We start from the raw sequence: 26,305 nt of genomic DNA, 5'->3' as shown, positions 1-26,305 counted from the left end.
GCGTCACCCCTTCAGAGAACCCTGGAGCAGAGCCGTGACGAAGCGGCGCTGGAAGATGAGGAAGATCACGAGCGTGGGGGTCAGGATCAGCAGCGATCCCGCGCAGAGCAGCGGCATGTCGGTTCCCCACTGCCCCTGGAAGGCGCCCAGGGCCCCGGACATCGTCCGTTTCAGCGGGTCGTCGACGAGGACGATCGCCAGGAGGAACTGGTTCCAGGTCCACAGGAACAGCAGGATGGCCAGGGACGACAGCGCCGGCATGGCCAGCGGGACGTGGATGCGCCAGAAGAGCTGCCACACGTTCGCGCCGTCCATCCGTGCGCTCTCGGACAGCGCGTCGGGCACGTTGACGAAGTGCGCCCGCATCCAGAAGACCCCGAACGGCATGAACAGCCCGATGAGCGGCAGGATGATGGCCCACCGGGTGTTCAGCAGCCCCATGTCGCGCACCTGGTAGTACAGAGGCGTGATGATGCCTTCGAACGGCAGCGTCAGCCCGAGCACGAACACGAGGAACACCAGATTCCGTCCCGCCATCCGCAGGTGACCGATGGCGAAACCCGCCAGCGTCCCGAGGAGCAACGACAGGGGGACCACGCCGAGCACGATGAGCACGCTCGATTTGATCAGCTCGATCATCCGCGCGGCCTGGAACGCCTTGACGAAGTTGCCCCACTGCGGATCGCGCGGCCACTCCAGGCCGGACGGGTAGCTGCCGGACGGGTGCAGCGCGGTGACGAACAGGCTGATGAACGGCATGAGCGTGACCGCCATCAGCAGGACGAGCAGCACCCTTGCGGTCCACGTCTCCCGACGTCCGACGATCATGAGGACCTGTCCTTGGTGAGCCACTGGATGGGAAGGGCGACGAGGAGGACGAGCACCATGAGCACGACGGCCAACGCGGACGCCATGCCCACCTGCCGCTCCGAGAAGGCCAGATAGTAGATCTCCAGCCCGGGGACCATGGTCGCGTTGCCCGGACCGCCCTGCGTGGAGACGTAGACGATGTCGAAGCTCGCCAGCGCGGCGATCACGGTCACCGTGACGCAGACGCCGATCTCCTGCCGCAGGCTGGGCACGGTGATCGAGACGAACTCGCGCAGCGGTCCCGCTCCGTCCATCCGGGCCGCCTCGTACAGCGCCGGGTCGATCTTGCTCAGGCCGGACAGGAGGAGGATCGTGCACAGGCCGAGCAGCACCCACGCCCCGATCACGCCGACCGCCGGCAGGGCCGTGGAGAAGTCGCCCAGCCATGCGCGTGCCACCCCGCCGAGCCCGGCCAACCTGAGCAGCTGGTTGACCAGTCCGGTCGACGACAACAGCCAGCTCCAGGCGATGCCGGCGGCGACGAGCGGGATGACCTGCGGCAGGAACAGGACCGTCCGCGCCACCAGCGCGAGCCGGCTCGCGGCGATGCGGCGGATCGTCGAGGCGATCGCCAGGCCCAGCAGGACCGGGATCACGCTGAAGAAGAGGATCAGCTTGATCGCGTTGAGGATCGAGGCGAACAGGTCGGGGTCGGTGAACACCTTGGCGTAGTTGCCCAGCCCGGCCCAGGTGGACGGGCCGATGCCGTCCCAGCGGTACAGCGAGTACTGAATGGTGAGGACGATCGGCCGTAGTACGAAGACCGCGTAGACGATGAGCGCCGGAGCGACGAACAGCCAGGCGACCCAACTCGGCGTGCGGAGCCCCGCCGCGCGGGCGGGGCTCCCCTTCTTCCTCGTCACGGCTGCCGCCCCGGGGCTGGTCGCGGGGGGATCACCGCGCTGTCGGGAGTCGGCCGTGTCATCGGTGCTCAGCTCCCCCCGACCTGGCTCGTGTAGTCGCTCTGGACCGACTTCAGCAGCTCCTCGGGGGTCTGCTGTCCGGCGACGAGCTTCTGCAGCTGGGGCGTCCAGCTCTTGGCGTAGATCGCGCCGGTGGCGTTGGCGATGAAGTCCATCGAGCCGTTGTCCTCGGCGATCTTCGCCCCTGCCGACAGGGTGCTCGCGGTGACCGTGTCCTTCGCGACCTCCGGCATGGGGGCGTCCGCCGGCCCCATCGGGTGCGACCCGCCGACCTTCACGCCGATCTCCCGCGCCTTCGGGTCGGTCGCCACCCAGTTGAGGAAGAACGCCGCACAGTCGGCGTTCTTCGCCCTGGAGCTGATCCCGTAGGTGAGGGGCGCCGACATGGCGGCCTGCTTGCCGCCCTGCTGCGCCGGCGGCATCAGGAAGAAGCCCACGTTGCCCGCCATCTGCTTGTCGAGGTTCCCCGACTCCCAGTCGCCGTTGAACGAGAACAGTCCGTCGCCCTTGATGAAGCGGCTCATCATCGTCGCGTAGTCGACGGCGTTGACGTCCTTCCAGAAGTACCCGGCCTTGATCCACTTCTCCAGGTGCTGCGTCGCCTGCACGTTGGAGGGGGTGTCGATCGTGGCGCCCGGCTTCTGGTAGATCCAGTCGTTGATCGGCCCCGAGGGACCGTACGAGGCCATCAGGTCCTGCAGCGGGAAGGCGAGTCCGCCGGTGGCCCCGCCGTTGAACTGGGCGATCGGGGTGATGCCCGCGCTCTTGGCCTTCGCGAGGGCGTCGTCCAGTTCGGCCAGGGTGGTCGGCGGGGACGACATGCCGATCTTGTCCGCGAGCTTCTTGTTGTAGAACACACCGGTCATGCTGAAGTTCAGCCCCATGGCGTACAGCGATCCCTCGCCGCGGGTCTTCCCGCCGGGGGCCAGGCGCATCTGCTCCAGCTGCGAGGCGGGCCAGGCGTCCCAGCCGAACGCCTTCGCGTAGCCGTCGAGGTTCTTCAGCAGGTTGTTCTTCACCAGCTCAGACACCTGCGGGAGCCGCATCAGGTCCGGCGGGTCGTCGGCGAGGACGCGCGGCGCGTTCTGGGTGATCACCGCGAACTGGTCCTCGCGGATGTTCCACTTCACGTTCGGATACTGCTTGGAGAACTCGGTGCTGAGCTCTTTCGGCAGGGGGAAGCCGGTCTCGATGTAGGCGTTGAGCGTGACCGGCGCCGTGCCGCAGGTCGGCGCGGCCGCCAGGGACGCGCTCGTGGCCTCCGGCTGAGGGGCGTCGCCGCCGGGCGCGCCGCAGCCGGCCGCCAGCGCCCCTCCCATCACGACCGCGAGCGCGGCCCCGTTCCAGCGAGTTCGACGCGACATCTGCGTCTCCTTGATTGCTAGGGGACTCGCCGGCGTACACCGGACGCCCCAGGACTCAGGTTTGCTAAATCGGATTAGCAGTGCGATAGTCTCATCACACGAGTCGCGGAGTGTCAACCCCCACATCGCAGGAGGTCGCTCGGTGAGCCCACGACGGGTCACTCTGGCGGACGTCGCCAAGATCGCGGGCGTCTCGCCGACCACCGCGTCGCTCGTGCTGTCAGGACGCGGCCGGGAGCTGCGCATCTCCCAGGACGTCGAGCAGCGTGTCCTGAAGGCCGCGGCCGAGTTGCAGTATCGGCCAAACATCGTATCCGTAGGCCTGCGAACTGGGACAACTCGGACTATCGGCTTTATTTCGGACACGGTTGCCACGACGCGGCTCGCCGGCGACATGATCAAGGGAGCCCTCGAGGCCGCCCGGGAGCGCGGCTTCATGCTGTTCATCGGTGAGACGGAGGGCGACGCCGAGCTCGAACGGCTCCTGCTGCAGGCCATGCACGACCGTCAGGTGGACGGCATCATCCTGGCCTCGATGTACACGAGAACCATCAAGGTGCCGAAGGGCATGGCGACCGCCCCCGCCGTCCTGCTCAACGCACTGCCCAAACAGCCGTCTCCGTTGCCCTCGGTCATCCCCGACGAGATCGAGGCCGGACGCGTCGCCGCGAGGGCTCTGCTCGACGCCGGCCACCGCGAGGGCATCCACCTGATCGGCGCAGGCCCGGGACGGCGCAACGTCCCCGCGGGGGGAAGCGTCGCAGCCGTCGAACGGCTCATCGGCATCCGCGAGGTGCTCGCCGAGGCGGGGGTAAAGCCGGCCGGCGGCCACGTCTGCCCCGACTGGCAGCCGGAGTACGGCCTCGCCGTAACCCGGGAACTGCTGAAGAAGGAGCGCCCGAAGGCGTTGATCTGCTTCAACGACCGGGTCGCCCTCGGCGCCTATCAGGCGCTCGACGACTTCGGGCTCGAGGTGCCCGCCGACGTCTCGGTCGTGTCCTTCGACGACCACCCGATCGCCTCGTGGATGCGCCCCCAGCTGACCACGGTGGCCCTCCCGCACTACGAACTCGGCCGCAAGGCCGTCGACGTGCTGTTCACGGAGATCGGCCGTGACCGCGAGGACGACGGCGGGGAGGGCGAGGTGCATCGCGTGCCGATGCCCATCCGCCCCCGCGAGTCGGTCGCGTCGCCGGCCGCCTGACCGGACGCTCCGGCCGGCGGTGAAAAGGGCGGCCTCGCCGCCGGAAACGCAGAGCCGCGGGCGATGAAATTTTCATCGCGGCGTCGGCGGCGGCCGCGACCTCTTCCCTGGTCAAAACTCAGGGAATGGACGGCCGCGGGCGAGGGGATCTCGGCCGGGAAGCAAGATCCTTGACATGCATCCTGACTTCATATTTGCTCCGCTTCACCACCACTTCCAGTCGCCCGGCAGAGAGGAGCACGCGCCCGCCCCCGTCTCTGTTATCGCTAACAATTTGTCGGCTCGACGCCAGGCGAAGCTGATCGGGGTCGCCAGATTCCGGCGCAATCCGCCTTCATCTGGCATTCGCCAGGCCACAAGCCGGATTCCACGATTCCGCTGCGTTCTCCGTCGGAACCGCCGAGGAGAGAACGCGGCAGCAGGATAACGGCGATAACGGAAACCTGAATTCGCCTTGCTCTTCCCCGGCGGGGAAAGGGCGAGCACGCGCGCGCCGACGACGGCCGGTCGCCGCGCTCCTCCGGGGTCGACTGACGGTGGGCTCATTCAGCGTTCGAATCCGTTCTGCGAGACCGCCCGGCCGGCAGGCACATGCCGGCGTTCCGGCGCTCCACCAGAACTTCACCAGAACGAGAACCCATTGGCTTCCCTATCGACGTACGTCGACTTTCGAACGACAAAGGGAGTTGCGTGAAGTTGAGACAGAGATCCATCTTTACCGCTGTCGCGGCCGCCGCGCTTCTCGTCCTGAGCACGGGACGCATGGCGCTGAGCGACAGCCTCGGTGCGACCACGCCGTCCTCGGCGAGCGCCGCCGCGGCGGCGACCTCCGGCTGCGGGAAGACCCCGGCGCTGAGAAGCGGTTCACAGACGATCACGACCAGCGGCAAGAGTCGCAGCTGGATCCTGCGGATTCCCGACAACTACGACAACAGCCGCCCCTACCGGTTGATCATCGCGTACCACTGGCTGAACGGCACGGCGCAGATCGTCGACTCGGGCGGGTCGGACGGGTCCGTCTGGGCCTACTACGGGCTCAAGCAGCTGTCGAACAACAGCACGATCTTCATCGCGCCCCAGGGCATCAACAACGGCTGGGGCAATTCCAACGGTGAAGACCTGACCTTCACCGACGACGTGCTGCGGCTCGTCGAGAACGATCTGTGTGTCGACACGACGCAGCGCTTCGCCATGGGGTGGAGCTACGGCGGCGCGATGAGCTTCGCGGTCGCGTGCGCCCGGCCGACGATCTTCCGTGCGGTCGCGGTCTACTCCGGCGCGCAGCTCAGCGGGTGCAACGGCGGCACCCAGCCGGTCGCGTACATGGGAATCCACGGCATCCACGACTCGGTGCTCAACATCTCCAACGGCCGGCAACTGCGTGACCGGTTCGTCTCCAACAACGGCTGCACTCCCATGAGCCCCAGAGAGCCCTCGCAGGGCAGCCTGACGCACATCATCACCGCCTACTCGGGGTGCCGGGCCGGCTATCCGGTCGTATGGGCGGCGTTCGACGGGGATCACACCCCCTCCCCCAACGACGGGTCCACCTCCACGAGCGGCGCCAGGACCTGGACGTCGGCAGAGGTGTGGAAGTTCTTCACCCAGTTCCAGTCCGGTCCGTCTCCGTCCCCGTCTCCCTCCGCTTCGCCGTCCTCGTCCCCGTCCGCGTCCCCGTCTGCGTCGCCTTCCGCGTCGCCTTCCGCGTCCCCGTCCCCGTCGCCCAGCGGCGGATCGGGCGCCTGCCGGGTCAGCGCCACCGTGAACGCGTGGAACAACGGCCTGACCGAGCAGATCGCCATCACCAACACCGGGTCCTCCACCGTCAACGGCTGGTCCCTGACCTTCACCCTCCCCAGCGGGCAGACCATCACCAACGGATGGAACGCCGCCTACTCGCCCAGCAGCGGACAGGTCACGGCGAGGAACGTCGGCTACAACGGCACGATGGCCCCCGGATCCACCACTGAGATCGGCTTCCAGGCCACCCACACCGGCAACGCCGCCAAGCCCACCGCGTTCGCCCTCAACGGAAACCCCTGCACCGTCGCCTGATCGCGGCAATCACCGGGGGTGGAGCCCGACCGGGCCCACCCCCGGGTCCTCACCGCCGCACAAGGCACGCTCCCGAAACGACGTTCCCTAGCCCGCACGCCAGAGAGCGGCGTGGGAGACGGCGAAGGGGTTCTCCTTCTTCGAGGTCACCGAGCCCGCCGCGTAGACCTGGCCCGTGCCGGGTCGCAGGGCCAGAGAGTTGACCTGTGCCACGTACCCCGCCGGCGCGGGGATGCGGTGGCGAGTCCAGCGCCCCTCGGACAGATGCCACAGCAGGTCGCCACGGCCGAGCACCCACAGGCCACCCCTGCCGTCGAGCTCCGCCTGGCCGAACGTCGTTATCCGCCAGGCGGGACGCCCCACGCTCGACCCCGGGGGACCCCAGTGGCAGGTCCACGACCTCCCGTTCCAGTGCAGAGCCACCGGGCGTCCCCTTTCCAGTGGCTCGCCCTCATCGTCGTACTCGTGCTCCATCAGCCACGAGACCCCGCCCACGGCCCACACGTCATCCGGGCCGATCACGCCGACATCCCGGAGCACGCTGCCCGACACTTCGTGGTCCGGCGTTTCCAGGACGGGCACCCCGATCAGGCGCCAGCCCACCTGCTCCCTGCCCACCTGCTCCCAGCGCATCGCCGCCGGCTGCCCGCCGCGCCCCCCGGTCACGGCCCAGACCTGCTCGTCCTGCGAGCTGAGCGCCCCCGCCTCGGCGGGTAGGCGATAGTGCTGCCATTCCCGCCCCGTCCACAGCAGCCCCACCCGCCCGTTCACGGTCCACGCACGGTCCGTTCCAGCGGATTGCGCGGCGGTAAAGCCCCACCCGATCGTGTCGGCCGCCGGCTTCGCGAGTGCCTCCGAACGCCACCGGCCCCTCTCGTAGGTGCCGATGAAACCGATCGTGTCCCCGCCCTTCCTGCCACTGGAGTTGCCGATCGCCCAGGCCTTGTCCGCTGAGGCTGCGGCGAGCGCGACGACCGACGGCGCGCCACGATCGGGTAGGGGAGGAATCTCGAACGTCCGCCATGCCCCGCCGTCCCGACGACGCACCCCGCCGTCCCTGGTTTCCAGGGAGGTCCCGCGCTGCCTTTCTGTCCAGAAGGTGGCCCAGAGCGCGCCGTCGGCGGCCACGGCGAGCAGGTCGATGGATCCGCGGGCGCGGTCGACCCAGAGCGTCCGCCACGCCGTCGCGACATCGGACGCACGCAGGTCGTCGCGGCCCTCCGGCGGCAGCGCGCACCTCGCGGGCCGGGCCGGCAACGGCTGAAGCTCCGTAGCGCCGGTCGGGCGCGGCGAGATCACGGCCATCGGCTTCGCATCGGCGGCGCGGCCTGGTGCGGGCGTACGCCTGCCGGTGGCGTCAGGCGTGGACGCGCGATCGGCGGGGGTCGCATCGGGATTGAACGCGCAACCGGCGACGGCCACCATCAGCACGGCCAATGCCCGACTCACCGCTCTCATGCCCGGAGTCTCTCGTCCGTCGAGCCGGGCGGGATACGCGCCGCGATCTGCTCGCGGGCGTGCGGGCAGTCCGCCAACCTGTGCGGGCAGGCGAGGGCGTGCTCGATCAGGTCCTTGGCCGCGCGCGCCCGCGCGATGCGCTGTTCCAGTGCGGCGACGTGGCGGCGCAACAGGTCCCGGTGGTCCATCGGATCGGGAGCCGACAGCACGGCGCTCAGCTCGCGCAGCCCGAGCCCGGCCTCCTTCCCCATCAGAATCAGCGCCACTCTCACCAGCGCGTCCTGTCCGTAGCGGCGCCGGCCGCCGGCACGCCGAGCGGGTTCGATCAGCCCCACGCTCTCCCAGTGCCGCAGCACATGCGTGGCCAGGCCGAACCGGTCCGCCAGCTCACCGATGGTCAGCTCCTCACTTGACTTCATGTGAACATTAACCGGCACCGTTGGCCGCATGCTCAAGCAAGCAATCGCCGTTACCCGCGTGGTCAACTCCTGCGTGCTGCTCGAACTGGACGACCACGCCGTGCTCACCGACCCGTGGTTCACCGAACGATGGTTCCTGCGCCGGGGCGAGCCACTCGGGCTGCGGGTCGCCGAGTTGCCCCCACTCTCCGCGATCGTCGTCACCAATCTGGCCACCAACCACTGGGACCTGCGCGGGCTGCGCGCGTTGCCCGGCAAGGATTCCACACCGCTGTACGTGCCCACCGCGGGCATGGCCCGCCGGGCGAGGGCGCTGGGCTTCCGGCGCGCAGAGCGGGTGCGCTGGGGGGAGACGTACGAGATCGCGCCCGGCCTGTCCATGCGGGTCGTGCCTGCCGGCCGGACCCTCGTGTGGCCCAACAACGCCTACGCGTTCAGCACGGCGAACTCCCGGTTGTTCTTCGGCGGGGAGATCGCCGACGTGGCGCTGCTGGAGCGCTACCGCGCCGAGCACCCGCCTGCGGATCTGGCCCTGCTGCCGGTGAACGGCCTGCGGCCGCCGCTCGGACCGCCTTTGGTGATGGGTCCCGCCCAGGCCGTGGCCGGGGCGTCCGCACTCGGTGCGAAGGTCCTGGTCCCGGTGCACGACGCCCACGGGCACGATCCGCTCTCGGCGCTGTTCCGCACCACGGGCACCGCCTCGGACGCGATCGCCCTGGCCGGACCGGATCTGACGGTGATAAACCTGCCCACGGGCGAGCGCTGGGAGTTGACACCATGATCGGGTTCCTTCACGGAACGGTTTCGGAGATCGAGCAGATCGCCGAACGCATGCGCCGCATCCGGATCACCGGCCCGGACCTGTGCGACCTGACCTGGCTGCCGGGCATGCACACCCGGCTGCGGGTCGGCGACCCCCGCTCGCCCCGCTCGTGGTTACGCGGGCTCCGCCGCACCTACTCCATCTGGGACTACTCCCCCGCCGGTCACCTCGATCTGTGCGTACTCGACCATCCGTCCGCCGGGCCCGGAGCGCAGTGGGCGCGGCGGGTACGCGTCGGCGACCCGGCGGCTCTCACTTCGCCGGAAGGCAGGCTCGTCCTCCGTGAGGATGCGCGCTACCACCTGTTCGTCGGCGACGAGACCGCGACCGCGGCCTTCGGAGCGATGCTGCGCGCGTTGCCCTCGTCCGCGATCGTGCACGGCGCGATCTCGGTCGGGGACCCCGGCGACCGTCTCCCACTGGACCATGCGGATCGCCTGACGTGGAGGTGCCGCCCGGCCGACCTCGCCGACGTGACCCGCTCCCTGGAGCTCCCCCACACGCCGGGGGTCGCCTATCTCGCCGGAGAGGCCCGCGCGTGCCAAGCCGTACGTCTCCACCTCGTCCGAGAACGCGGCTGGCCTCGCGGATCCGTCGTCGTGAAACCGTTCTGGACCCCCGGGCGGCGCGGCATGGACTGACCGCTTCATCGAAGCCCGCCCTTCGACGAGGGCGGTCTCGTACCTGTCACGCCCGCCGGCGGTCAGGCGAAGGTTCGGGGTCGGAGGTCACCGCGACCGATAGCCCTTCCTCTTGCGGCCGGCCGGCACGCCCCGGCGACCGGAGCCGTTCTGCGCGGGTTTCTGGGCCTGCCGGGGTGCTGGTTTCTCCGCGGGCGAGGCAGGGGTCCGGCCCCGCGAGCTGTTCACCGTCCGGCCGCGGACGATGCCGATGAAATCTTCGACCAGGTCGGTGGTCGCGTCCGTGGGCCAGGTCAGCGCGATCTGAGACTGCGGCGCGTCGAGCACCGGCCGGTACGTGAGATCCCTCCGGTGGTAAAGGCGTGCCAGCGACTGCGGGACCAGGAGAAGCCCGGCGCCGGCCGCCACCAGCTGGACCGCCTCCTCCGTCGTGGCCGGACGGGTGAACGCGCGCTGCCCGGGCCGAACCTGCCACTCGATCGTGTCGTCCAGAGCGTGGAACACCTCGTCGTCGGCGAGGTCGGCGACGGTCACCTCGTAGGCGGCGGCCACCGCGTGGTCCTTGGGCACCACGACCACCGTGGTCTCCACGTAGAGAGGAATCACGCTGAGCCCGTCTCGGTCGATCGGCAGCCTGGCGAATCCGGCGTCGGCGCCGCCGTTCCGGAGGAGCCCCACCACCTCGCCGGCGGCAACCGCGACCAGGGCGACCGGCACGTCGGGCGTCCTCTCGGTCCAGATCTTGACCCACTTCGCGGGTGTCACCCCGGGCACGTAAGCCAGCCGGAACACCCTGCCGGTCTCTCCATCAGTCACTTCCTCAGGCTACCGATGTCATGGGAACCCGCTCCGACTGACTACTCTTGACGTTTATGAGCTCGTCCAAGCCGAAGACCATCCAGACGATGAAGCCCGCGACCGCGGCCAAGAAGCTGGGTGTCCTCCTCTCGGCCACACCCGCCGAGTTCCAGGCGGGGGTCGTCTCCAGGGACGAGCTGAACGAGTTGCAGTCGAAGCCGCCCGCCTGGCTCCTCGACCTGCGCCGCAACGGCCCGCACCCCAAGCAGGTCATCGCCGCGAAGCTGAGGATCTCCATCTCCGGCCTTATCAGAGGCGGAATCACCGGACCGCTCACCACGGCCGAGATCGAGGCGCTGAAGGCGGAGAACCCGCCGTGGCTGGAGCACGAGCGGTCCGTCCAGGCCGAGGTCCGCAAAGAAGCACTCCGTCTCAAGCAGCGCTAGACGTCTCCGGCGGCCGCGCCGGAGCCGCGGATGCCCTCCAGCACAAGCATGACGTGCCTGCGCCAGGCACCGGCACCGGTCATGTTGGCCATGGCACCGCGGGTGATGAGCACGAAGTCATCGGCGCGGAAGTCCGCGCGGAGGCGGCCGGCGTCGACGGCGCGCCGCACGATGCGTTCGGTGATCGCGGAGAAATCCGTCTTCTCGGCGGCGATGTCGTTCCAGCTCGGCTCTTCCGGGCCGAGGAGCGCGAAGCGGAACGCGGCGTCGGCCTCCGCGGACTCCAGATAGCCGTACAGCAGCGTCTCGAACGCCACCCACGGATCCTCGGCCTCGTCGGCGGCGCGGGCGAGGCCGGTTATCGCCTCGAACCGGCGGCCGATGATCGCCGCGAGTAGCGCTCGCTTGTCGGCGAAGTGCCGGTAGAGGGTGCCGACTCCCAGGCCGGCACGCTCGGCGATCTCGTCCATCTGCACGGCGTCGCCTCGCCGGGCGAACAGTTCGGCGGCCGCATCGAGGACGGCCTCGCGGTTGCGCCGGGCGTCGGCGCGCAACGAGCGTACGGGAGCGGTCATGGTCACTCCACTCTAATTGACGTTGCCTGGAAGCCGTGCCATATTCGGAACCGGAGTTCAGGTTCAGGTTAGGAGAGATCTGATGATCGTCGTCACCACACCGACAGGACAGATCGGCAGCCGGCTGGTCCGTCGGTTGCTCGACCAGGACGAAGAGGTCCGGGTGATCGTCCGGGACGCCTCGCGTCTGAATGGCGCGGTCCGCGAGCGGGCCGAGATCGTCGTTGGCTCCCACGACGATCCGGCCGTGCTCGACAAGGCACTACCCGGGGCCGATGCGCTGTTCTGGCTCGTCCCACCGAATCCACAGGCGGCCAGCGCCGAGGAGCACTACCTCGCTTTCGCCCGGGTGGGCTCCGCTGCCGTCGCCCGCCACGACGTCGGTCACGTCGTCGGCGTCTCCAGCGCCGGGCACGGCTGGCCGGCCCCGGCAGGCGTCCTCTCGGCGGCTTTCGCGATGGACGCCGAACTCCGCACGTCCGGTGCGGCGTACCGGGCGTTGTCCATGCCCTTCTACATGGAGAACCTCCTCGGGCAGCTCGATGCGATCCTCGGACACGGCGCGTTCTCCCTGACCTGTGCGGGTGACCTGCCGCTGGCGTCGATCGCGACGCGGGACATCGCCGGCATCGCGGCCGGCCTGCTCACCGACCTGTCCTGGACCGGGCAGGAGAACCTCCCCGTGTTCGGCCCCGACCGGCTGACCCCTGACGGCATGGCCGAGGTGATCAGCCAGGAGCTCGGGCGTCCGGTCGCCTACCGTCGTGTGAGCCTGGACGATTACGCGTCGCTTCTGCGCTCCCGGGGCGCCGGCGACCAGGCGGTGAAGGACGTGACCGAGGCGTTCGCCGCACAGGACCACGGCATCTACGACGCGGACTGGGCGACCGCCACGCCCACGCCGACGGACTTCCGCACCTGGTGCAGGGACGTGCTCAAGCCCGCCGCGGACGCCCGGGCATCCTGATGCCGCCTCACGGCCTGATGCCTGCGGGGAATCCGGTCCATCGCAGGTCGGGCGGGAGGTGACTCATGTCGTTGAACATCACGATCGTGGGCGGCAGGCCGTCGCGGTATTCGATGACCGTCAGCGCGGTGTTGGCGCTGTTCAGGCCAAGCCACCGGGACGGCGGCGCGTCCAGGGCGTGCCGCACCAGCCACGCGATCGGATAGGCGTGCGTCACCAGGACCTCGTGCGTGCCGGGCCGCACGCCTTCCGCGGTTGGCTCGGGGACCTTCGCGAACCGGGCGACCAGAGCATCGGCGATCCTCTGGCCCGAGGCCGCCTCGGCCTCGTCGTAGCCGTCGAAGAAGCCGGCCCAGGACGGGGGCGTCTCTGCCGCGCCGGGCACGTAGGGCACGTGGTCGACGAGTTCGGCCGCCTCGGTCACGGGCACGTTCTCCGGCAGATGACGCGCGAGTTCGTACGCGCTTGCCACCGCACGCGGCAGCGGTGAGTGCCACACCGCGTCGACAGGCACGGCCGCCAGCCGTTCGCCCAGCAGGCCTGCCTGCCGACGCCCGACATCGGTGAGTTCGCCGAACGCGTCGGCTGCGCCGTGACGCGCGAGGTAGAGGCGTCTGATCGTCATGACAGGTACGGGAGCCGGCGCGGACGACGGAAGTAAGCAGTCACGCGTCTGCCGCCGTGACGGTGCCGGTGGTGCCGTCAATGGTGACGACGGTGTCGTCGCGGAGCCTGCTCGTCGCGTTCGGGACGCCGAGGACGGCGGGGATGCCGTGCTCCCGAGCGACAATCGCGGCGTGGGAGAGCACGCCTCCGGTTTCGGTGACGACGCCGGCGGCGATGCGGAGCAGTGGCGTCCACGCGGGGTCGGTGAAGGGGCAGACGAGGATGTCGCCCGGGCGCACGCGCGCGAAGTCGCCGAACCCACGGACGATCCTCGCGATGCCGGTCACGGTCCCGTGACTGCCGGGCGTTCCGGCGAGCTCGGCGATGGTGACACCCGGGGCTCCGGAAGGAGGTGCGGGTGGTGGGGGTGGGGGTGGTGGGAGTACGGCGGTGACCGGCCGTGCTTGCAGAATCCACGTGCGGCCGTCGGCGATCGCCCACTCGACGTCCTGCGGTCCGCCGAGTGCGGCAGCGATCTGTCCGCCCAGCTCGGCGAGCCGCGCGGCGGTCGCGTCGTCGATGGCCGGCCGGTTCCGGACAGCGGTGGGCACGTCGCGGATGACGAGCCGGGTGCCGTGCCGGTCGAGGCGCTTCTGTTTGTCCGCGACGGTGCGGGTGACCGACCCGTCACGGGCGACGCGGTAGGCGTCAGGGGTGACTCTGCCCTCGACGATGCTGGGGCCGAGGCCCCAGGACGCCTCGATCCGGGTCGCCTCGTCCGGGTCCGCCGGTGTGAACATGACCCCGGATACCTCGGCGTCCACGTGGCGCTGGACGATGACGGCCATCAGAAGATCGCCGAACGGTTGGTCGTCCGAGGCAGCCCTGTAGGCGACGGCACGCGGGGAGAACAGCGAGGCCCAGCAGGCGCGTACGGCCGTGGCGACCGCACCGACTCCGCGCACGGCGAGGAAGCTGTCGTGCTGGCCGGCCGCCGATGCCTGGCAGGTGTCCTCCTTCGCCGCCGATGATCTCACTGCCACGGGCGGCTCACCGAGCTGGTCGAGCGCGCGTCCCAGCGCATCGATCACGGCGGCGGGGACCGGCAGCGCCTCGACCGCCTGCCGCGCCGCGGCGACGTCGTCCGGCTCGCCGGCGAACCGCCCGAGGTCCAATTGATGGACAGCGGCGAGGTAGGCGTCGAACGGGACGACGAAGCCGTCAGGAACCGGCAGATCCGCACGGAGCAACGCGCCGAGTGCGCCGGCCTTGCCCCCGCACGTGCCGACGACGCTCTCCATGAGAGGTACGACCACGACGCTTCCCTTCAACGAAGCGTTGACAACAATTTGTTGATTGTGCATCCTGAGCCCTATGCAACGCAAGGACGACATCAGCGCGCACGCCGACAGCGTCCAGGCTCAGCGTGAACGGGACGCGCGTGAACGTCTTCTGGGCCTGGGCGCGGACGAACTCGACGCCCGCCCGTGGCGTCCCTCACCCGTCCCGCCGTCGGCGGTCGACCTTGTGCAGTTCGCCGTCTGGCGCAACGCCGGCCTGGCGCCGGAGGACATCCTGAGCGCACTCGCCCTCCTGCCGGCCGCACGAGCCGAGGTCGAAGGACTCGAGTCCGCCCTGCTGTTCATCGCCCGGAGCGCAGGTCTGACCTGGGCGCAGATGGCACACGTGATGGGGTTCAACTCCCCCCAAGCGTGCCAGCAGCACTACACCCGCCTGACCGCACGACAGGACGCCGGCTCGTGACGCGCGACTCCGCGCCCCACCTCCTGGTCCTGCACGCCGTACGCATCACCGGGTTCGCGGACACCCCGGCGATCGCTCTTCGGTACGGACTCGACACGGCCACGACGAAGGAGGTGCTGCGCGACGCCGAGGCACGCGGCTGGGTCGAGCACACCGCCTTCGCGGGCACCGGAGGCTGGTCGCTGACCGAACCGGGCCGCGCCGAGAACGAGCGCCGGCTCGCGGCCGAGCTCACCCGCGTCGGCGGCGCCGACGAGGTCCGAGACGTCTACCGCACGTTCCTTCCGCTGAACGCTCTCCTGCTGCAGGCCTGCACCGACTGGCAACTCCGGCCCACCGCCGGCGATCGGCTCGCCGTCAACGACCACTCCGATCCCACCTGGGACGCCGGAGTGCTTCACGAGCTCGCCTGTATCGACCGGGCACTCACGCCACTCGTCGACCGGCTCGGCCGCGTCCTCACGCGGTTCCACGGATATGACACACGATTCGCCACAGCCCTGGCACACGCCCGAGCCGGGAAGGGCGCCTGGGTCGACCGCACCGACGTGGACTCCTGCCATCGTGTCTGGTTCGAGCTCCACGAAGACCTCCTCGCCACGCTCGGCCTCGACCGGCACGAGCGACCCTGACCCGTTCCCGTACGACGAAGGCGAACAACGCCGCCTACATCGTGATGAGCGATGACTGAACGACGGGGAACTTCACCCCGGTGAGGTCTTCGGAGACGGCCCACAGCCGCTGCTGGACGGCCACCTCGTACGACTCCGGGCTGGAGGTGACCAGCCGGGGGTGGCCCATGATCTCGTAGCGTCCGCCGGGACCGTAGTACTGGCCGCCGAGCACCGCGGGGTCGGCGGCGGCGCGCAGGGTCGGCAACGCGCCCATCGCCGACGTCTGGGTGATCAGCGGCGCGAGCCAGGTGAGCGGAAGCCGGAGGGCCGTGGGACTGTTGCGGGCGAGCTCGGTGTTGGACATGCCGGGGTGGGCGGCCACCGCGACGGTGGTGCCGTGCGCGGCGAGCCGGCGCTGCAGCTCGTACGTGAACATCAGGTTGGCCAGCTTGGACTGGCCGTAGGCGGCGACCCGGCTGTACGACCGCTCCCACTGCAGGTCGTCGAAGTGGATCGCGGCCCGGACGCGGTGGCCGATGCTGCTGACCGTGACCACGCGCGAGCCGGGCACCGGCAGCATCAGGTCGAGCAGCAGCCCGGTGAGCGCGAAGTGACCAAGGTGGTTGGTGCCGAACTGCATCTCGAAGCCGTCCCGGGTGATCTGCTTCGGGGTGTACATCACGCCGGCGTTGTTGATCAGCAGGTCGATCCGGTCGAGCCGGGACCGCAGCGCCGCCGCCGCGGCCCGGACGGAGTCGAGCGAGGTCAGGTCCAGCGCCTGCACGGTCACGTCGCCGGTCATGCGGGCCGCGGCCTGCTCGCCCTTCTCCACGTTGCGTACGGCGAGCACCACGGACGCCCCGCGCTCGGCGAGCGCCTTGGCGGTCTCGTACCCCAGTCCGGTGTTGGCCCCGGTCACCACGGCCACCCGTCCGCGCTGGTCCGGAATGTTGGCCGTCGTCCACTTCTCGCCCATGTCAGGCTCCCAACTAACTAACGTACCGAAGGTATCTTGCACCCACGACGCTAAGGTACTCGCGGTACGTTGTCAACGTACCGGAGGTACTTAAGTTAGGCTGGCGATCGTGACTTTCCAGCGGGCGCGCACCGAAGAGCAGCGGGAGATCCGCCGGCGGGCGATCCTCGACATGGCGTCGGCGATGCTCGACGAGATGCCCGTGGCCGCGGTCACCCTGAACGAGCTCAGCCGCCGGGTGGGCCTGGCGAAGCCGAACGTGCTGCGCTACTTCGAGTCCCGCGAAGCGGTGCTGCTGGAACTGCTGGACCGCTTCCTGCGTGAGTGGCTGACGGAACTGGCGGACGAGCTGGCCGCCGGCGTCGATGAGAATCTGCCCATGGCGGAGCGAGCGGCAGCGGTGGCCGACATTCTCAGCCGCTCGCTCTCCAGCCGAGTGGTGCTGTGCGACCTCTTCGGCGCACAGGGCGGCGTCTTGGAGCACAACGTCTCCGTCGAGGTCGTAGCACGCTACAAGCGCGCCTCCCTGGAGCGCCTGGCGGCCATGACCGCCCTGATCCAGAACTACCTGCCCGAGCTGGGCGAGCACGCGACACAGTTCAGCCTGCAAACCATGGTCATGGCCGGCGCGCTGTCGGCGTACAGCACACCCCCACCCAGCCTGCAGGCGGCCTACCAGGCCGAACCCGACCTGGCCCGCTTCCACATGGAGCTGAAGGACTCCTTGAAGCTGGCCCTGACCGCGACTCTCCTCGGCGTGCTACCCCGCCGCTGACCTGCCCTGCTCCTGCCCTGCTCCTGCTCGGAATCACCTGGGCGATCCCGAGTTCGTCGTCGGCGTAGACCGCGCACCGGCTTTCGCCCTGATCGACTTCGCTACAGGCCCTGGCGCCGTGGCGGTAGCGCGATCACACTGTGACAATGCCGGACACCACCCAGCGCACCCGGTCCTTCGTCGTCCCCTGGCCGGTGGTCCTGATCGCTGGTCTGGTAGTCGCTCTGCTGCTGGCGTTCTCGAGCGCCTACGGCTTCCTGGGCGACGAGATGTACTTCGTCGTGGCGGGTCGGCATCCCGCCTTCGGCTACGTCGACCAGCCGCCGCTGACCCCGTTGCTCTCCGCCGCCTCGGTGGGCCTGCTGGGCGTCTCGCCGACCGCGGTCCGGGTGCTGCCGGCCGTGGAGGCGGCGCTCGTCGTCGTCCTCGTCGCGCTCATCTCCCGCGACCTCGGCGGGTCTCGGCGGGCGCAGTTCCTGGCGGCCGTCACGGCCGCCGTCTCCGGCTATCTCGCCGCCGGCCACATGGACACCACCACAGGTCTCGACCTGCTCGCCTGGGCGCTCGTCCTGTGGCTGGCGGTCCGGCTTCTCGCCGGTGCCGACCGGCGCCTGTGGCCGGCGGTGGGCCTGACCGCCGGGATAGGGCTGCAGAACAAGGACACCCTCCTGTTCCTGGCCGCGGGGCTGGCGCTGGGCATTCTCGCCGCCCGGCGCTGGGACGTCGTCCGTTCACCGTGGCCGTGGGCGGCCATCTCGATCGCTCTCCTGCTCTGGGCGCCGAACCTCGTCTGGCAGGCGACGAACGGCTGGCCCCAGCTCACCATGGCCTCGCGCATCGCCGGGTACGCGGCGGACAACCGCGCCCAGATCGTGCCGCTGCTCTGGCTCTTCACCGGTCCGGTCCTGTTCGCCGTGAGCCTCGCCGGAGCGGTCTGGCTCCTGCGTTCGAGGAACGCGGTTCCGTGGCGGGCGATCGGCATCGCGGGCCCCGTCGCGCTCGTCCTCGTCGTCGCGACCGGAGGCAAGGCCTACTACGCGATCGGCACCGCGGCCGTGTTCATGGCCGCCGGTTCGATCGTCGTCGACCGCTGGCTCGTACGCGGCCACGCCGGCATCAAGGGGGCAGTCTTCACCGTCGCCGCCTTGGTCTCGGGTCTGCTCATCGCGTACCTGACCCTGCCGGTCCTGCCCGTCGCCACCTATGCCGCCAGCACCCTTCCGGCCACGGTGCCGGACACCGCGAACCAGATCGGCTGGCCGGCGTTCGTCTCCACGGTCAAGGGCGTGGTGGCAGCCCTGCCCCCCGACGAGCGCGCCCGAGCGGTGATCCTGGCCAACGACTACAGCGAGGCGAGCGCACTCGACCTGCTCGGATCGGGACTGCCCCCCACCTACTCCGGTCACAACTCGTACTGGTCATGGGGCCCGCCACCGGCTCAACACACCGTCGTCGTCCACGTCGGCGACTGGCGGCCCACCGACTGGAGCAGGTTCTTCGTCGGATGCCACGACGTGGCCCGGATCGACAACGGACTGGGCGTTCCGAACGGGGAGCAGGGCAAGGCCGTCTCGGTATGCACCGGCCTGAAGTCGTCGTGGGCCGCGATGTGGCCCGGGCTCCGCACCATCAGCTGAGGAGCTCGTGCAGCCGGCGCCTCCACTGTTCGACAGGGATCGCCGCGAGCTCGGCGGGCGAAAGCTCCCTGGTGGCGGGGGACGTTGCGGCTCAGGCGTCGGGCTGCCGGCCTGCCTCGCTGAGCAGCCGGTCACCGAGTTCGGTCCGGGAGTAGAGCACCTGCCGGCCCGCCCGGCGCGAGGTGAGCAGCCCGGCGGCACGCAGCGCCTGGAGGTGAACGCTGAGCGTCGGCGCGGAGAGCGCCATCTGAGTGGCGGCCTGGCTGGTCGACATCGGCAGGTCGAGCTGGGCCAGCAGGGCGGCCCGGGTCTGCCCGAGGACGCCGGCGAGCGCCGAGCCGGTCTGCTCGGGGTACTCCTCCCAGAGCCGGCCGAGGCCGCGCGGGGAGTAGGAGACGCTGGGTGAATCCGGCTGCGCGGTCCGCACCAGGACGTCCGGCCAGGCGAAGGCGCACGGCACGAGGAACAGGCCGCGCCCGCCGCAGTCGGCGTGGCCCTCGTAGTACTTGACGATCCTCAGCGTCTGGTCGGCGAACGTCACCGACGGGTGCAGGTTGCCCATCATCCGGTCGACGCCGCCGTCGGCCAGGGCATCGAGTCGGTAGGCGATGTCGTCGTTGAGTAACGCATTGATCCGCGGCCACTCTGGGGCGATCGCGACCCGGTGGTACGTCTCGAGCGCCTCCGTGACGGGGCCGATGCCCGCATCCGGCCGGTCCACCAGCGCCTGGAGCAGCGCTCGCCGCCCTTCGCGGCCGGGCCCCTGCTGGGCGACCGGGTGGGCCGCCAGGTGCGCCAGCTCCTGCGCCACGATCTCCGGATCGGCGTCGGCGATCTGCGCCAGCGCGTCCGCGAACGTCGATGACCGGCGACCCGGCGGCGGCACCAGGAAGTCGGGGATGTAGCCCTCCGGACGCACCAGCGCCCGCAGGAGGTCGAGGTCGCGCTCGCGCAGCCGGCCCGCTCGCTCGGCGAACCTGTCCATCCAGGGCCGGTGCAGGTGCCGCCCCTGCCTGCGGGCGGCCAGCGTACGCAGGCTGGCGACGGTCTCCATGAGGGGTGAGACGGCGAAGCGTACGCGGGTCAAGTCCGTCGCCGTGAAGTGCAGGTGGATCACGCGGCCGCCCTTCCGATTAGCCCTGAGCCTAATCGTGGCCGTGTCCGTGATGTGAGGACAGACTCAGGCCATCCACGTTGACCACGGATAGGACATCGAAGATGCGCACGCTGATCTACACCGCCTTCGTCTCGCTGGACGGCGTCGTCGATTCTCCCGGCGGCGGCACCGAGGCCCACCGCAGCGCCGGCTGGACCTTCAAGGACATCGAGTTCCTGCCCGAGGCGTACGAGCTGAAGGGCCGGGAGATCGAGGAGGCCACCGCGCTGATGTTCGGCCGGACCAGCTACGAGGTGTTCTCGCCGGTATGGCCGGACATGGAGGAGTTCGCCGCTCTCAAGGAATTGCCGAAGTACGTCGTCTCGACCACCCTCGGCCGGGACGCCCTCGTCGACAACTGGGGTGACATCACGATCCTGCGCTCCCTCGAGGACGTCGTGAAGGTCAAGGAGAGCGACGGCGGCCCCATCTTCATCCACGGCAGCGCCACCCTCGCCCACAGCCTCTCCGACGCCGGCCTGATCGACCGCTACCACCTGCTGGTCTTCCCCGTGCTGCTCGGAGCCGGCAAGCGGATGTTCAGCGACACCGACAAGGACAAGCAGATGCTGAAGGTGGCCGAGTCCGAGACGTACGCCAACGGCATCACCAAGCTCGTCTACGACGTCGTCCGCTGAGGTGGCCGTCATGACCCACGAGTCGATGATGGAGACCCTGCCCGCAGCGTACGAACGACTGCACGCGTACGGGCCGGAGTTCGGCGGCGACGAGGAGGGCAACCACGGGTTGACCAACCACGGTCCGATGGCCGTGGAGGTCATGGTCCGGCGGGGGCTCGACATCGACGTCGACGGCTGGCTCGACCGCTACGTACGCCGCCTGGCGGAGCTGCCCGGCACGAGCGCGGCCATCCAGCCCGGCGAGTGGCGCGCGGCGCTGGGCCAGGCGCGACGGCTGCCCGACTGGACCGCGTACTTCCGGCACGAGCTGACCGAGCGCCCGTGGCAGGAAGTGCTCGCCGAGTGGTGGCCACGGCTGGTGCCGGGCATCGTGGCCGGCTCGACCCACGGCGTGATCCGGGTCAGTCACGCGGTGCGTACACTGCGCGGCACCGCTTGCGCCCCAGCACGCCAGACCCTCGACGAACTGGCCCACGGGCTGGCGTTCTGGGCGGCGCGCTACCGCGAGCTCGCCGGGGTGGTCGCGCCGGAGGGCACCCTCACACCGCGACAGGCCCTGCCGGCCGTCACCCGGATCAAAGAGCAAAACGGCTTCATCGCCCATCGGCTCGACCGGCTCGAGCGCAGCCCGGGCTGGACGGAGAGCCTGCGCGCGTTGAAACCCGCCGCGTCCGCCGAGGATGTCCCGGCGCGGCTGGAGTCGCTCGTCGACAGCGCCGCCCACGCGTACCTCGGGCTCGGCCACGGCTCGCCGGTCCTGCTGGTCCACGCCGCTACCGCGCCCAACGCCGTGCGGCACGTGCTCCCGGTCCTGCCGGCAGAGCAGTGGCTGCCGAGCCTGACGGCGGCCTGGGCGGCCGTGGTGGCGGTCATCGCGACGTACGCCCCAGCCCGGCCGGCCCCGTGCGCGGAGATCGTCCGGCGCTACCCCGAGCTGACCCGCGAGGACGCGCTCCAGCGAGCAGCCGAGCACGGCGACGAGCACGTCCTGAAGTTCGCCGACACGGCCGTCGAGTCGTACGACCGCACCGGCGACCCCGAGCTGCTCGCCGCGACCCTGCACGTCGGCGAGCTGATCGACCGTCCCTGACGCGAGCCAGGTCAGGTCCCGACGACGGCCTTGGTTAGCTCCTCGCGCATGCGCCGCCCCCCTCAATCGGTTCATGGGCGAGTCGCGCGGCTTCGTATGCATCGCTCGCGCCGCGAAGTTGTGAATTGCTCACTGTTTCCGTCACCGCCCCGGGCGAAGGATCGAGGCGTGGCAGCGATTCAGGTGAACCATCTCAGCAAGAGCTACGGCGGATTCCAGGCGGTCAACGACATCTCGTTCGAGGTCGAGGCGGGAACGGTCTTCGCCTTGCTCGGCCGCAACGGCGCGGGCAAGACCACGACGATGGAACTGCTCACCGGGTTCCAGAAGCCGGACGCCGGTTCGGTCAGGGTGCTGGGCCTCGACCCGTTCAAAGACCGCAGCCGGGTGCGCGGCAACGTCGGCATCATGGTGCAGGAGGCCGGATTCTTCCCCGACTTGACGGCCGGGCAGACGGTCGGGATCTGGCGTGACTTCACCCCCGCCGCGCGCCCGGCGAGCGAGGCGCTGGAGTTGGCGGGCCTGACGGCGAAGGCGAAGACGAAGGTGCGGCAGCTGTCCGGCGGTGAGAAACGCCGCCTTGACCTGGCGCTGGCCCTCCTGGGCGAGCCTGACGTGCTGTTCCTGGACGAGCCGACAACCGGCATGGATCCCGAGGCCCGCCGCAACATCTGGAAGGTCGTCCGCGACCTCGCCGCCGGGGGCACGACCGTGCTGCTGACCACCCACTATCTGGAGGAGGCCCAGCAGTTGGCGACGAACCTGGCCATCATGGACAGGGGCGAGATCGTCCTCGGAGGCGACATGGCCGAGACGCTGGCCGCGCGGGTGGGGCAGGTCTCGTTCGAGCTGCCGTCGGTGAGCCATGCCGGGGAGCTGCCCCTGCCCGCGACCGTGCGGGGCAGGCTCGCCGTGGTCAAGGCCGCCGATCCCGACCTGGCCGCCCAGACGCTGCTGGGCTGGGCGAGCGAACGCGGCCTGCGCCTGCGCGGCCTGGAAGTCCGGACGGCCTCACTGGAGGACCTGTTCCTGGAACTGGCCCGAAACGACGAAATGTCCCAAACTAACGCGCCCGCCCGAAGCGACCACGGAACTCGAAGCGACCGCCCTGCCCGAAGTGGTGGCGCCGGTGCGTGAGGTGCTGGCCGTGGCGCGGCTGGGCGGACGGCTGTTCTGGGGCGACGGGCGGGCCGTCGGCGGCATCGCGGCGCTCGGCGTCTGCCTGGGGGCGGGCCTGCCGTTGCTGATCGCCGCCTCGCTCAGGAGCCGCGACGTGGACGTGGTGCTCGGCATGCATCTCGGCATGCTCGCCATGGTCCTGACCATCGTCGCGACCACCCAGACGGCCGTGACGCTGTCGACCAGGCGGGAGATGCTGGTCCTCAAGCGGCTACGCGCCTCGGGCCTGCGCGGGCGGGCCATCATCGGCGGTGAGCTGGTCAACATCGTCACGCAGGCCACTCTCCTGTCGGCCGTCGTCTCGGTGATCCTCTACACCTTCACCTACCTACCGCCACCCGAACTGCCGCTGCTGTTCGCGGCGTGCGTCGTCGCGGTGGCTGGGGTGCTGGCGCTGATCGGCGTCGTCTTCTCGATCGTGACCCGCCGCCCCGACCTGAACGCCCCCGCCACGATCCCGTTCATTCTGGCCACCACAGTCGGGGCCGGAGGATATGGGCCGTTCGTCACCGGCCTCCTCCCCGGCTGGGTCCGGTGGACACTCGACCTGCTGCCGACCGGAGCGATGGTCGAGATCGCGCGGCTCGCCTACCGGGGCGGCGAGCTCACGACGCTGACCGGGCCCGTTCTGAACCTGACCGTCTGGGCCCTCCTCGGCCTGGTCGCCGTCCGCCTCCTCTTCCGATGGGACCCACGTCGATGAGCCTCACGGCCACCTACAAGCTGAGCGCCCGGCTGTTCTGGCGCGACAAGGGCATGCTGCCCGCCTCCGTGATCACCCCGCTGGGGCTGGCGATCGGGATGCCGGCGCTGATGCGCGACGTTCAGGCCGACGGCGTCACGGCGGCGACGCAGATGTTCGTGGGGACGCTGGCGCTCATCCTGTCGGGGACCGCGTTCCTGAACATCACCGTCGCCCTGACCATGCGCCGTGACCAGCTCCTGCTCAAACGGCTCCGCACCACCCGGCTCACCGACCGGCAGATTCTCCTCGGCGAGGTCGCGAACACCGTCACGCAGACGGTCGCCCTCATGATCGTGTCGGCCGTGGCCGTACATCTCCTGGCCGACGTGCCGCTGCCGAGGAATCCCGTGCTGTTCGCGGTGTTCGCGGTCGCGGGTTCGGCGGTGCTGGCGACGCTGGGGGTGGCGTGGACGGCCGCGATTCCCCGCGGGGAGCTCGCGGCGCCCATGACTCTGCCGTTCTTCTTCCTGGCCGGCCTCGCGTCCGGGGCGATGGGTTGGATCATGGACCTGCTGCCCTCCTGGCTGCACCCACTCCTCGCCACCCTGCCCACCAGCGCGGTGGTCGACGCGGTCCGCGCCTCCTACGGGCCGGGCACACTCGGCTCCGATCTGACGGCGGCAGCCGTACCGGCTCTGGTTCTGGCGGTGTGGGCGGGGGTCGCACTCCTGTCGATCAGGAGGTGGTTCCGCTGGGAGTCCAGGCGGTCATAATGGGGCGATCATGAACTCCACCTCCGCGCGACGGCTCGGAATCGCGCTGATCGTCCTGGTCAGTGTCGGCTACACGATCATCCCCCTCGTGGTCTCCCTTGCGACCACCTCCGCGTCGCTCAACGCCCGGCTGCTCATGGTGCTCACCGCTTTCTACTGGCCGCACTTCCTTCACGTACGGCAGGCGTTCAAGGGCATCCGATCCCGGTGGCTCCCCGCGACACTGGCGGTGCAGGTGGTCGCCACCTACCTGCCGGAGGCCCTCGGGTTCACCGGCTGGTCGGCCGGGACCGCGCCGCTCCTGGCCGGGCCGGTGCTCCTGCTGCTCCCACTGCGCTGGGGCGGCGTCGCGGTGATGACGATGGCGGCGGCGGAGTTCTGGTGGCTACAGGGCATCTACCACAACGTCACCGGCTCGTTCTTCTACGCCCTCACCATTGTCATCACCGGTGCCATGATCTACGTCGTCGTGCGGCTGGTCCGGGTCACCGCCGAATTGAAGCAGGCGCGGGCCGACCTGACGGAGGCTGCCGTACTGAAGGAACGGCTGCGGATCTCCCGGGACCTGCACGACGGGCTGGGCCACAGCCTTACCGCGATCGTGTTGAAGGGCGACCTGGCCGCCCGGCTCATGGACCGCGATCTCCCCGCCGCGAAGACCGAGGTCGGCGCGTTGGTCCACGTGGCGAGGGAGGCCGCGCAGGAGGTGCGTCAGGTGGCTCGCGGCTACCGCCGGATGACGCTCGCCGATGAGGTGCACCGGGCCGTGGCGCTGCTGGAATCCTCCGGCATCGGCTGCCAGGTCAACCTCGCCGAGATCACCCCGTCCCGCGAGCCGGACGAGGCCCTCGCCTGGGCCGTGCGCGAGGGCGTCACGAACATCCTGCGGCACAGCCGCGCCACCACCTGTTCGATCACCACCTCGAACCGCGCGGGACGCACCCACCTGGAGATCGTCAACAACGGCCTCCAATCTGATGCCACGCGAACCGCTGCCGACCCGGTCGATGACGGGCCCGTGGGCGCCCAGCCCCTTGGCGGCGGGCTGATCGGACTGGTGGAGCGGGCAGCGCAGGTGGGAGGCACGGTTGAGGCTGAGCGAACGTCCGAGGGCGGGTTCCGGCTGACGATGGAGGTGCCCACGTGATCCGCGTCCTCCTGGCCGAAGACATGCACATGGTCCGGGCCGCGCTCACCGCCCTGCTGCATCTGGAGTCCGACCTGGAGGTGGTGGCCGAGGTGACGCGCGGGGACGAGATCGTCCCCGCCGCGCTGCGAGTGCGGCCGGACGTGGCGATCGTCGATATCGACCTGCCCGTCCTGGACGGCATCAGCGCCGCCGCGCAACTGCGGAAAATGCTCCCCACCTGCCGCATCCTGGTGCTGACCGCGATGGGCCAGCCGGGTCAGGTACGGCGGGCGTTGTCGGCGGGCATCGAGGCGTTCCTGGTGAAGGACGCCCCCGGCGACCGCCTGGCCGACGCCATCAGGCGTACGGCGGCCGGGCTGCGGGTGCTGGACGCGGAGTTGGTGGCCTCGGCGATGCAGCACGGAGAGAGCCCTCTCACCCCACGCGAGGCCACAGTCCTTCGCGAAACCGCCCGAGGGGCCTCCGCCGAGGAGATCGCCGCCCGGCTGCACCTGTCGGCGGGCACCGTACGCAACTACCTCACCGGCGCGATCACCAAGACCGGCGCCCGCAACAAGATCGACGCTATCCGAATCGCCGAGGACGCCGGCTGGCTGTGAACCGCGGTTCGCCGTGATACCCGCAGAGCCTGTCAGGCTTCGCCGGCGCTGAGGCCGACGGCGCAGGAGAAGCCGGTGCCGACGAGCCTTCAGTGGCGGAGACCACCCGCGGCGGTG

Annotated in this window: 28 protein-coding genes; 17 read left to right on the top strand and 11 right to left on the bottom strand. The window is 70.0% G+C overall.

Translation table 11 applies throughout. The annotated features are described in order from the left end of the window. Positions 1–3 precede the first annotated feature (3 nt). The 3 genes from BXA11_RS16200 to BXA11_RS16190 form a co-directional block, all read right to left on the bottom strand. Complete coding sequence (locus tag BXA11_RS16200; RefSeq protein ID WP_076435347.1) at positions 4–828, bottom strand: carbohydrate ABC transporter permease; 825 nt, start codon at positions 826–828, stop codon at positions 4–6. Then, positions 825–1,733, bottom strand: coding sequence for a carbohydrate ABC transporter permease (locus tag BXA11_RS16195; RefSeq protein ID WP_076435345.1), 909 nt, complete (start codon positions 1,731–1,733; stop codon positions 825–827). Before BXA11_RS16195 ends, BXA11_RS16200 begins: the two co-directional genes overlap by 4 nt. A 68-nt stretch (positions 1,734–1,801) precedes the next feature. Then, a complete protein-coding gene (locus tag BXA11_RS16190; RefSeq protein ID WP_076435341.1) occupies positions 1,802–3,157 on the bottom strand; it encodes an ABC transporter substrate-binding protein in 1,356 nt (451 codons plus the stop codon). A 142-nt stretch (positions 3,158–3,299) separates the two neighbouring features. On the opposite strand from BXA11_RS16190, the gene BXA11_RS16185 reads away from it, so the two are divergent. Together BXA11_RS16185 and BXA11_RS16180 are read left to right on the top strand one after the other, a co-directional pair. Then, on the top strand, positions 3,300–4,361 hold the full coding sequence (locus tag BXA11_RS16185) for a LacI family DNA-binding transcriptional regulator (protein WP_076435338.1): 1,062 nt from the start codon (positions 3,300–3,302) through the stop codon (positions 4,359–4,361). A gap of 690 nt (positions 4,362–5,051) precedes the next feature. Further along, positions 5,052–6,416 carry a CE1 family esterase gene (locus BXA11_RS16180; protein WP_239104849.1) on the top strand — a complete coding sequence of 455 codons (1,365 nt, stop codon included), beginning with the start codon at positions 5,052–5,054 and terminating at the stop codon, positions 6,414–6,416. A gap of 87 nt (positions 6,417–6,503) precedes the next feature. Here the strand turns inward: BXA11_RS16180 and BXA11_RS16175 are convergent, their stop codons facing one another. Continuing rightward, the gene (locus tag BXA11_RS16175) at positions 6,504–7,874 is read right to left on the bottom strand and encodes a hypothetical protein (protein WP_143734313.1); all 1,371 of its coding nucleotides are present in this window, start codon (positions 7,872–7,874) and stop codon (positions 6,504–6,506) included. Beyond that, positions 7,871–8,293 (bottom strand): MerR family transcriptional regulator, encoded by a 423-nt coding sequence (locus tag BXA11_RS16170; protein ID WP_076435331.1) that lies wholly within the window; start codon positions 8,291–8,293, stop codon positions 7,871–7,873. Before BXA11_RS16170 ends, BXA11_RS16175 begins: the two co-directional genes overlap by 4 nt. A 28-nt stretch (positions 8,294–8,321) precedes the next feature. Between BXA11_RS16170 and BXA11_RS16165 the strand changes: the two genes are divergently transcribed. Then, positions 8,322–9,074 (top strand): MBL fold metallo-hydrolase, encoded by a 753-nt coding sequence (locus BXA11_RS16165; RefSeq protein WP_030506921.1) that lies wholly within the window; start codon positions 8,322–8,324, stop codon positions 9,072–9,074. Further along, positions 9,071–9,757, top strand: a complete 687-nt coding sequence (locus BXA11_RS16160; protein ID WP_083744287.1) for a siderophore-interacting protein — start codon at positions 9,071–9,073, stop codon at positions 9,755–9,757. The genes BXA11_RS16165 and BXA11_RS16160 overlap by 4 nt, the downstream gene beginning before the upstream one ends. 87 nt (positions 9,758–9,844) lie before the next feature. Here BXA11_RS16160 and BXA11_RS16155 read toward each other — a convergent pair whose 3' ends face one another. Next, the gene (locus BXA11_RS16155) at positions 9,845–10,573 is read right to left on the bottom strand and encodes a LysR family substrate-binding domain-containing protein (RefSeq protein WP_083744286.1); all 729 of its coding nucleotides are present in this window, start codon (positions 10,571–10,573) and stop codon (positions 9,845–9,847) included. 56 nt (positions 10,574–10,629) lie between these two features. Here BXA11_RS16155 and BXA11_RS16150 point away from each other — a divergent pair, with 56 nt between their 5' ends. Further along, a complete protein-coding gene (locus BXA11_RS16150; protein ID WP_076435327.1) occupies positions 10,630–11,001 on the top strand; it encodes a DUF5997 family protein in 372 nt (123 codons plus the stop codon). Here the strand turns inward: BXA11_RS16150 and BXA11_RS16145 are convergent. Continuing rightward, a complete protein-coding gene (locus BXA11_RS16145; protein WP_076435325.1) occupies positions 10,998–11,576 on the bottom strand; it encodes a TetR/AcrR family transcriptional regulator in 579 nt (192 codons plus the stop codon). The two genes, BXA11_RS16150 and BXA11_RS16145, sit on opposite strands and share 4 nt — an antisense overlap. A gap of 82 nt (positions 11,577–11,658) precedes the next feature. On the opposite strand from BXA11_RS16145, the gene BXA11_RS16140 reads away from it, so the two are divergent. Then, positions 11,659–12,543: an NAD(P)H-binding protein gene (locus BXA11_RS16140; RefSeq protein ID WP_076435323.1), complete on the top strand. Its 885-nt coding sequence runs from the start codon at positions 11,659–11,661 to the stop codon at positions 12,541–12,543. Positions 12,544–12,550: 7 nt separating this feature from the next. Here BXA11_RS16140 and BXA11_RS16135 read toward each other — a convergent pair whose 3' ends face one another. Then, positions 12,551–13,168 carry a histidine phosphatase family protein gene (locus BXA11_RS16135; RefSeq protein ID WP_076435321.1) on the bottom strand — a complete coding sequence of 206 codons (618 nt, stop codon included), beginning with the start codon at positions 13,166–13,168 and terminating at the stop codon, positions 12,551–12,553. A 40-nt stretch (positions 13,169–13,208) separates the two neighbouring features. Next, a complete protein-coding gene (locus tag BXA11_RS16130) occupies positions 13,209–14,465 on the bottom strand; it encodes a PEP/pyruvate-binding domain-containing protein (protein WP_076435319.1) in 1,257 nt (418 codons plus the stop codon). 58 nt (positions 14,466–14,523) lie between these two features. On the opposite strand from BXA11_RS16130, the gene BXA11_RS16125 reads away from it, so the two are divergent. Beyond that, positions 14,524–14,913 (top strand): hypothetical protein, encoded by a 390-nt coding sequence (locus tag BXA11_RS16125; protein WP_030506913.1) that lies wholly within the window; start codon positions 14,524–14,526, stop codon positions 14,911–14,913. Beyond that, positions 14,910–15,545, top strand: a complete 636-nt coding sequence (locus tag BXA11_RS16120; protein ID WP_076435317.1) for a transcriptional regulator — start codon at positions 14,910–14,912, stop codon at positions 15,543–15,545. Before BXA11_RS16125 ends, BXA11_RS16120 begins: the two co-directional genes overlap by 4 nt. Positions 15,546–15,579: 34 nt before the next feature. Here the strand turns inward: BXA11_RS16120 and BXA11_RS16115 are convergent, their stop codons facing one another. Continuing rightward, complete coding sequence (locus BXA11_RS16115; protein WP_076435315.1) at positions 15,580–16,503, bottom strand: SDR family NAD(P)-dependent oxidoreductase; 924 nt, start codon at positions 16,501–16,503, stop codon at positions 15,580–15,582. Between the two features lie 109 nt (positions 16,504–16,612). Between BXA11_RS16115 and BXA11_RS16110 the strand changes: the two genes are divergently transcribed. Both BXA11_RS16110 and BXA11_RS16105 read left to right on the top strand, forming a co-directional pair. Further along, positions 16,613–17,278, top strand: coding sequence for a TetR/AcrR family transcriptional regulator (locus BXA11_RS16110; protein ID WP_076435313.1), 666 nt, complete (start codon positions 16,613–16,615; stop codon positions 17,276–17,278). A 146-nt stretch (positions 17,279–17,424) separates the two neighbouring features. Further along, complete coding sequence (locus BXA11_RS16105; protein WP_076435311.1) at positions 17,425–18,915, top strand: ArnT family glycosyltransferase; 1,491 nt, start codon at positions 17,425–17,427, stop codon at positions 18,913–18,915. Positions 18,916–19,006: 91 nt separating this feature from the next. Here the strand turns inward: BXA11_RS16105 and BXA11_RS16100 are convergent, their stop codons facing one another. Next, positions 19,007–20,032 (bottom strand): ArsR/SmtB family transcription factor, encoded by a 1,026-nt coding sequence (locus BXA11_RS16100; RefSeq protein WP_076435309.1) that lies wholly within the window; start codon positions 20,030–20,032, stop codon positions 19,007–19,009. A 101-nt stretch (positions 20,033–20,133) separates the two neighbouring features. Between BXA11_RS16100 and BXA11_RS16095 the strand changes: the two genes are divergently transcribed. The 7 genes from BXA11_RS16095 to BXA11_RS16065 all read left to right on the top strand — a co-directional run bounded on the left by BXA11_RS16095 (position 20,134) and on the right by BXA11_RS16065 (position 26,188). Then, positions 20,134–20,709 (top strand): dihydrofolate reductase family protein, encoded by a 576-nt coding sequence (locus tag BXA11_RS16095; RefSeq protein WP_076435307.1) that lies wholly within the window; start codon positions 20,134–20,136, stop codon positions 20,707–20,709. A gap of 10 nt (positions 20,710–20,719) precedes the next feature. Then, entirely contained in the window at positions 20,720–21,802 is a 1,083-nt protein-coding gene (locus BXA11_RS16090) for a questin oxidase family protein (RefSeq protein ID WP_076435597.1), read from the top strand. 168 nt (positions 21,803–21,970) lie between these two features. Further along, positions 21,971–22,939: an ABC transporter ATP-binding protein gene (locus tag BXA11_RS16085; protein ID WP_076435306.1), complete on the top strand. Its 969-nt coding sequence runs from the start codon at positions 21,971–21,973 to the stop codon at positions 22,937–22,939. After that, on the top strand, positions 22,932–23,684 hold the full coding sequence (locus BXA11_RS16080; RefSeq protein WP_143734311.1) for an ABC transporter permease: 753 nt from the start codon (positions 22,932–22,934) through the stop codon (positions 23,682–23,684). The genes BXA11_RS16085 and BXA11_RS16080 overlap by 8 nt, the downstream gene beginning before the upstream one ends. Beyond that, positions 23,666–24,439 carry an ABC transporter permease gene (locus BXA11_RS16075; protein WP_083744284.1) on the top strand — a complete coding sequence of 258 codons (774 nt, stop codon included), beginning with the start codon at positions 23,666–23,668 and terminating at the stop codon, positions 24,437–24,439. The genes BXA11_RS16080 and BXA11_RS16075 overlap by 19 nt, the downstream gene beginning before the upstream one ends. Positions 24,440–24,449: 10 nt before the next feature. Continuing rightward, entirely contained in the window at positions 24,450–25,586 is a 1,137-nt protein-coding gene (locus tag BXA11_RS16070; protein ID WP_076435300.1) for a sensor histidine kinase, read from the top strand. Next, on the top strand, positions 25,583–26,188 hold the full coding sequence (locus BXA11_RS16065) for a response regulator transcription factor (protein ID WP_076435298.1): 606 nt from the start codon (positions 25,583–25,585) through the stop codon (positions 26,186–26,188). Before BXA11_RS16070 ends, BXA11_RS16065 begins: the two co-directional genes overlap by 4 nt. Positions 26,189–26,305 lie beyond the last annotated feature (117 nt).

Source organism: Microbispora rosea (genome assembly GCF_900156315.1).
Taxonomy (GTDB): domain Bacteria; phylum Actinomycetota; class Actinomycetes; order Streptosporangiales; family Streptosporangiaceae; genus Microbispora; species Microbispora rosea.
Note: the sequence above shows the minus strand (reverse complement) of the source record. Positions and strands in the feature narration are given on the sequence as shown.

Excerpts from the sequence above, each read along its gene's own strand:
- BXA11_RS16200 (WP_076435347.1), bottom strand. The coding sequence starts at position 828 with ATGATCGTCGGACGTCGGGAGACGTGGACCGCAAGGGTGCTGCTCGTC.
- BXA11_RS16190 (WP_076435341.1), bottom strand. The coding sequence starts at position 3,157 with ATGTCGCGTCGAACTCGCTGGAACGGGGCCGCGCTCGCGGTCGTGATG.
- BXA11_RS16175 (WP_143734313.1), bottom strand. The coding sequence starts at position 7,874 with ATGAGAGCGGTGAGTCGGGCATTGGCCGTGCTGATGGTGGCCGTCGCC.
- BXA11_RS16170 (WP_076435331.1), bottom strand. The coding sequence starts at position 8,293 with ATGAAGTCAAGTGAGGAGCTGACCATCGGTGAGCTGGCGGACCGGTTC.
- BXA11_RS16165 (WP_030506921.1), top strand. The coding sequence starts at position 8,322 with ATGCTCAAGCAAGCAATCGCCGTTACCCGCGTGGTCAACTCCTGCGTG.
- BXA11_RS16160 (WP_083744287.1), top strand. The coding sequence starts at position 9,071 with ATGATCGGGTTCCTTCACGGAACGGTTTCGGAGATCGAGCAGATCGCC.
- BXA11_RS16150 (WP_076435327.1), top strand. The coding sequence starts at position 10,630 with ATGAGCTCGTCCAAGCCGAAGACCATCCAGACGATGAAGCCCGCGACC.
- BXA11_RS16145 (WP_076435325.1), bottom strand. The coding sequence starts at position 11,576 with ATGACCGCTCCCGTACGCTCGTTGCGCGCCGACGCCCGGCGCAACCGC.
- BXA11_RS16140 (WP_076435323.1), top strand. The coding sequence starts at position 11,659 with ATGATCGTCGTCACCACACCGACAGGACAGATCGGCAGCCGGCTGGTC.
- BXA11_RS16135 (WP_076435321.1), bottom strand. The coding sequence starts at position 13,168 with ATGACGATCAGACGCCTCTACCTCGCGCGTCACGGCGCAGCCGACGCG.
- BXA11_RS16125 (WP_030506913.1), top strand. The coding sequence starts at position 14,524 with ATGCAACGCAAGGACGACATCAGCGCGCACGCCGACAGCGTCCAGGCT.
- BXA11_RS16115 (WP_076435315.1), bottom strand. The coding sequence starts at position 16,503 with ATGGGCGAGAAGTGGACGACGGCCAACATTCCGGACCAGCGCGGACGG.
- BXA11_RS16105 (WP_076435311.1), top strand. The coding sequence starts at position 17,425 with ATGCCGGACACCACCCAGCGCACCCGGTCCTTCGTCGTCCCCTGGCCG.
- BXA11_RS16095 (WP_076435307.1), top strand. The coding sequence starts at position 20,134 with ATGCGCACGCTGATCTACACCGCCTTCGTCTCGCTGGACGGCGTCGTC.
- BXA11_RS16090 (WP_076435597.1), top strand. The coding sequence starts at position 20,720 with ATGACCCACGAGTCGATGATGGAGACCCTGCCCGCAGCGTACGAACGA.
- BXA11_RS16075 (WP_083744284.1), top strand. The coding sequence starts at position 23,666 with ATGGGACCCACGTCGATGAGCCTCACGGCCACCTACAAGCTGAGCGCC.
- BXA11_RS16070 (WP_076435300.1), top strand. The coding sequence starts at position 24,450 with ATGAACTCCACCTCCGCGCGACGGCTCGGAATCGCGCTGATCGTCCTG.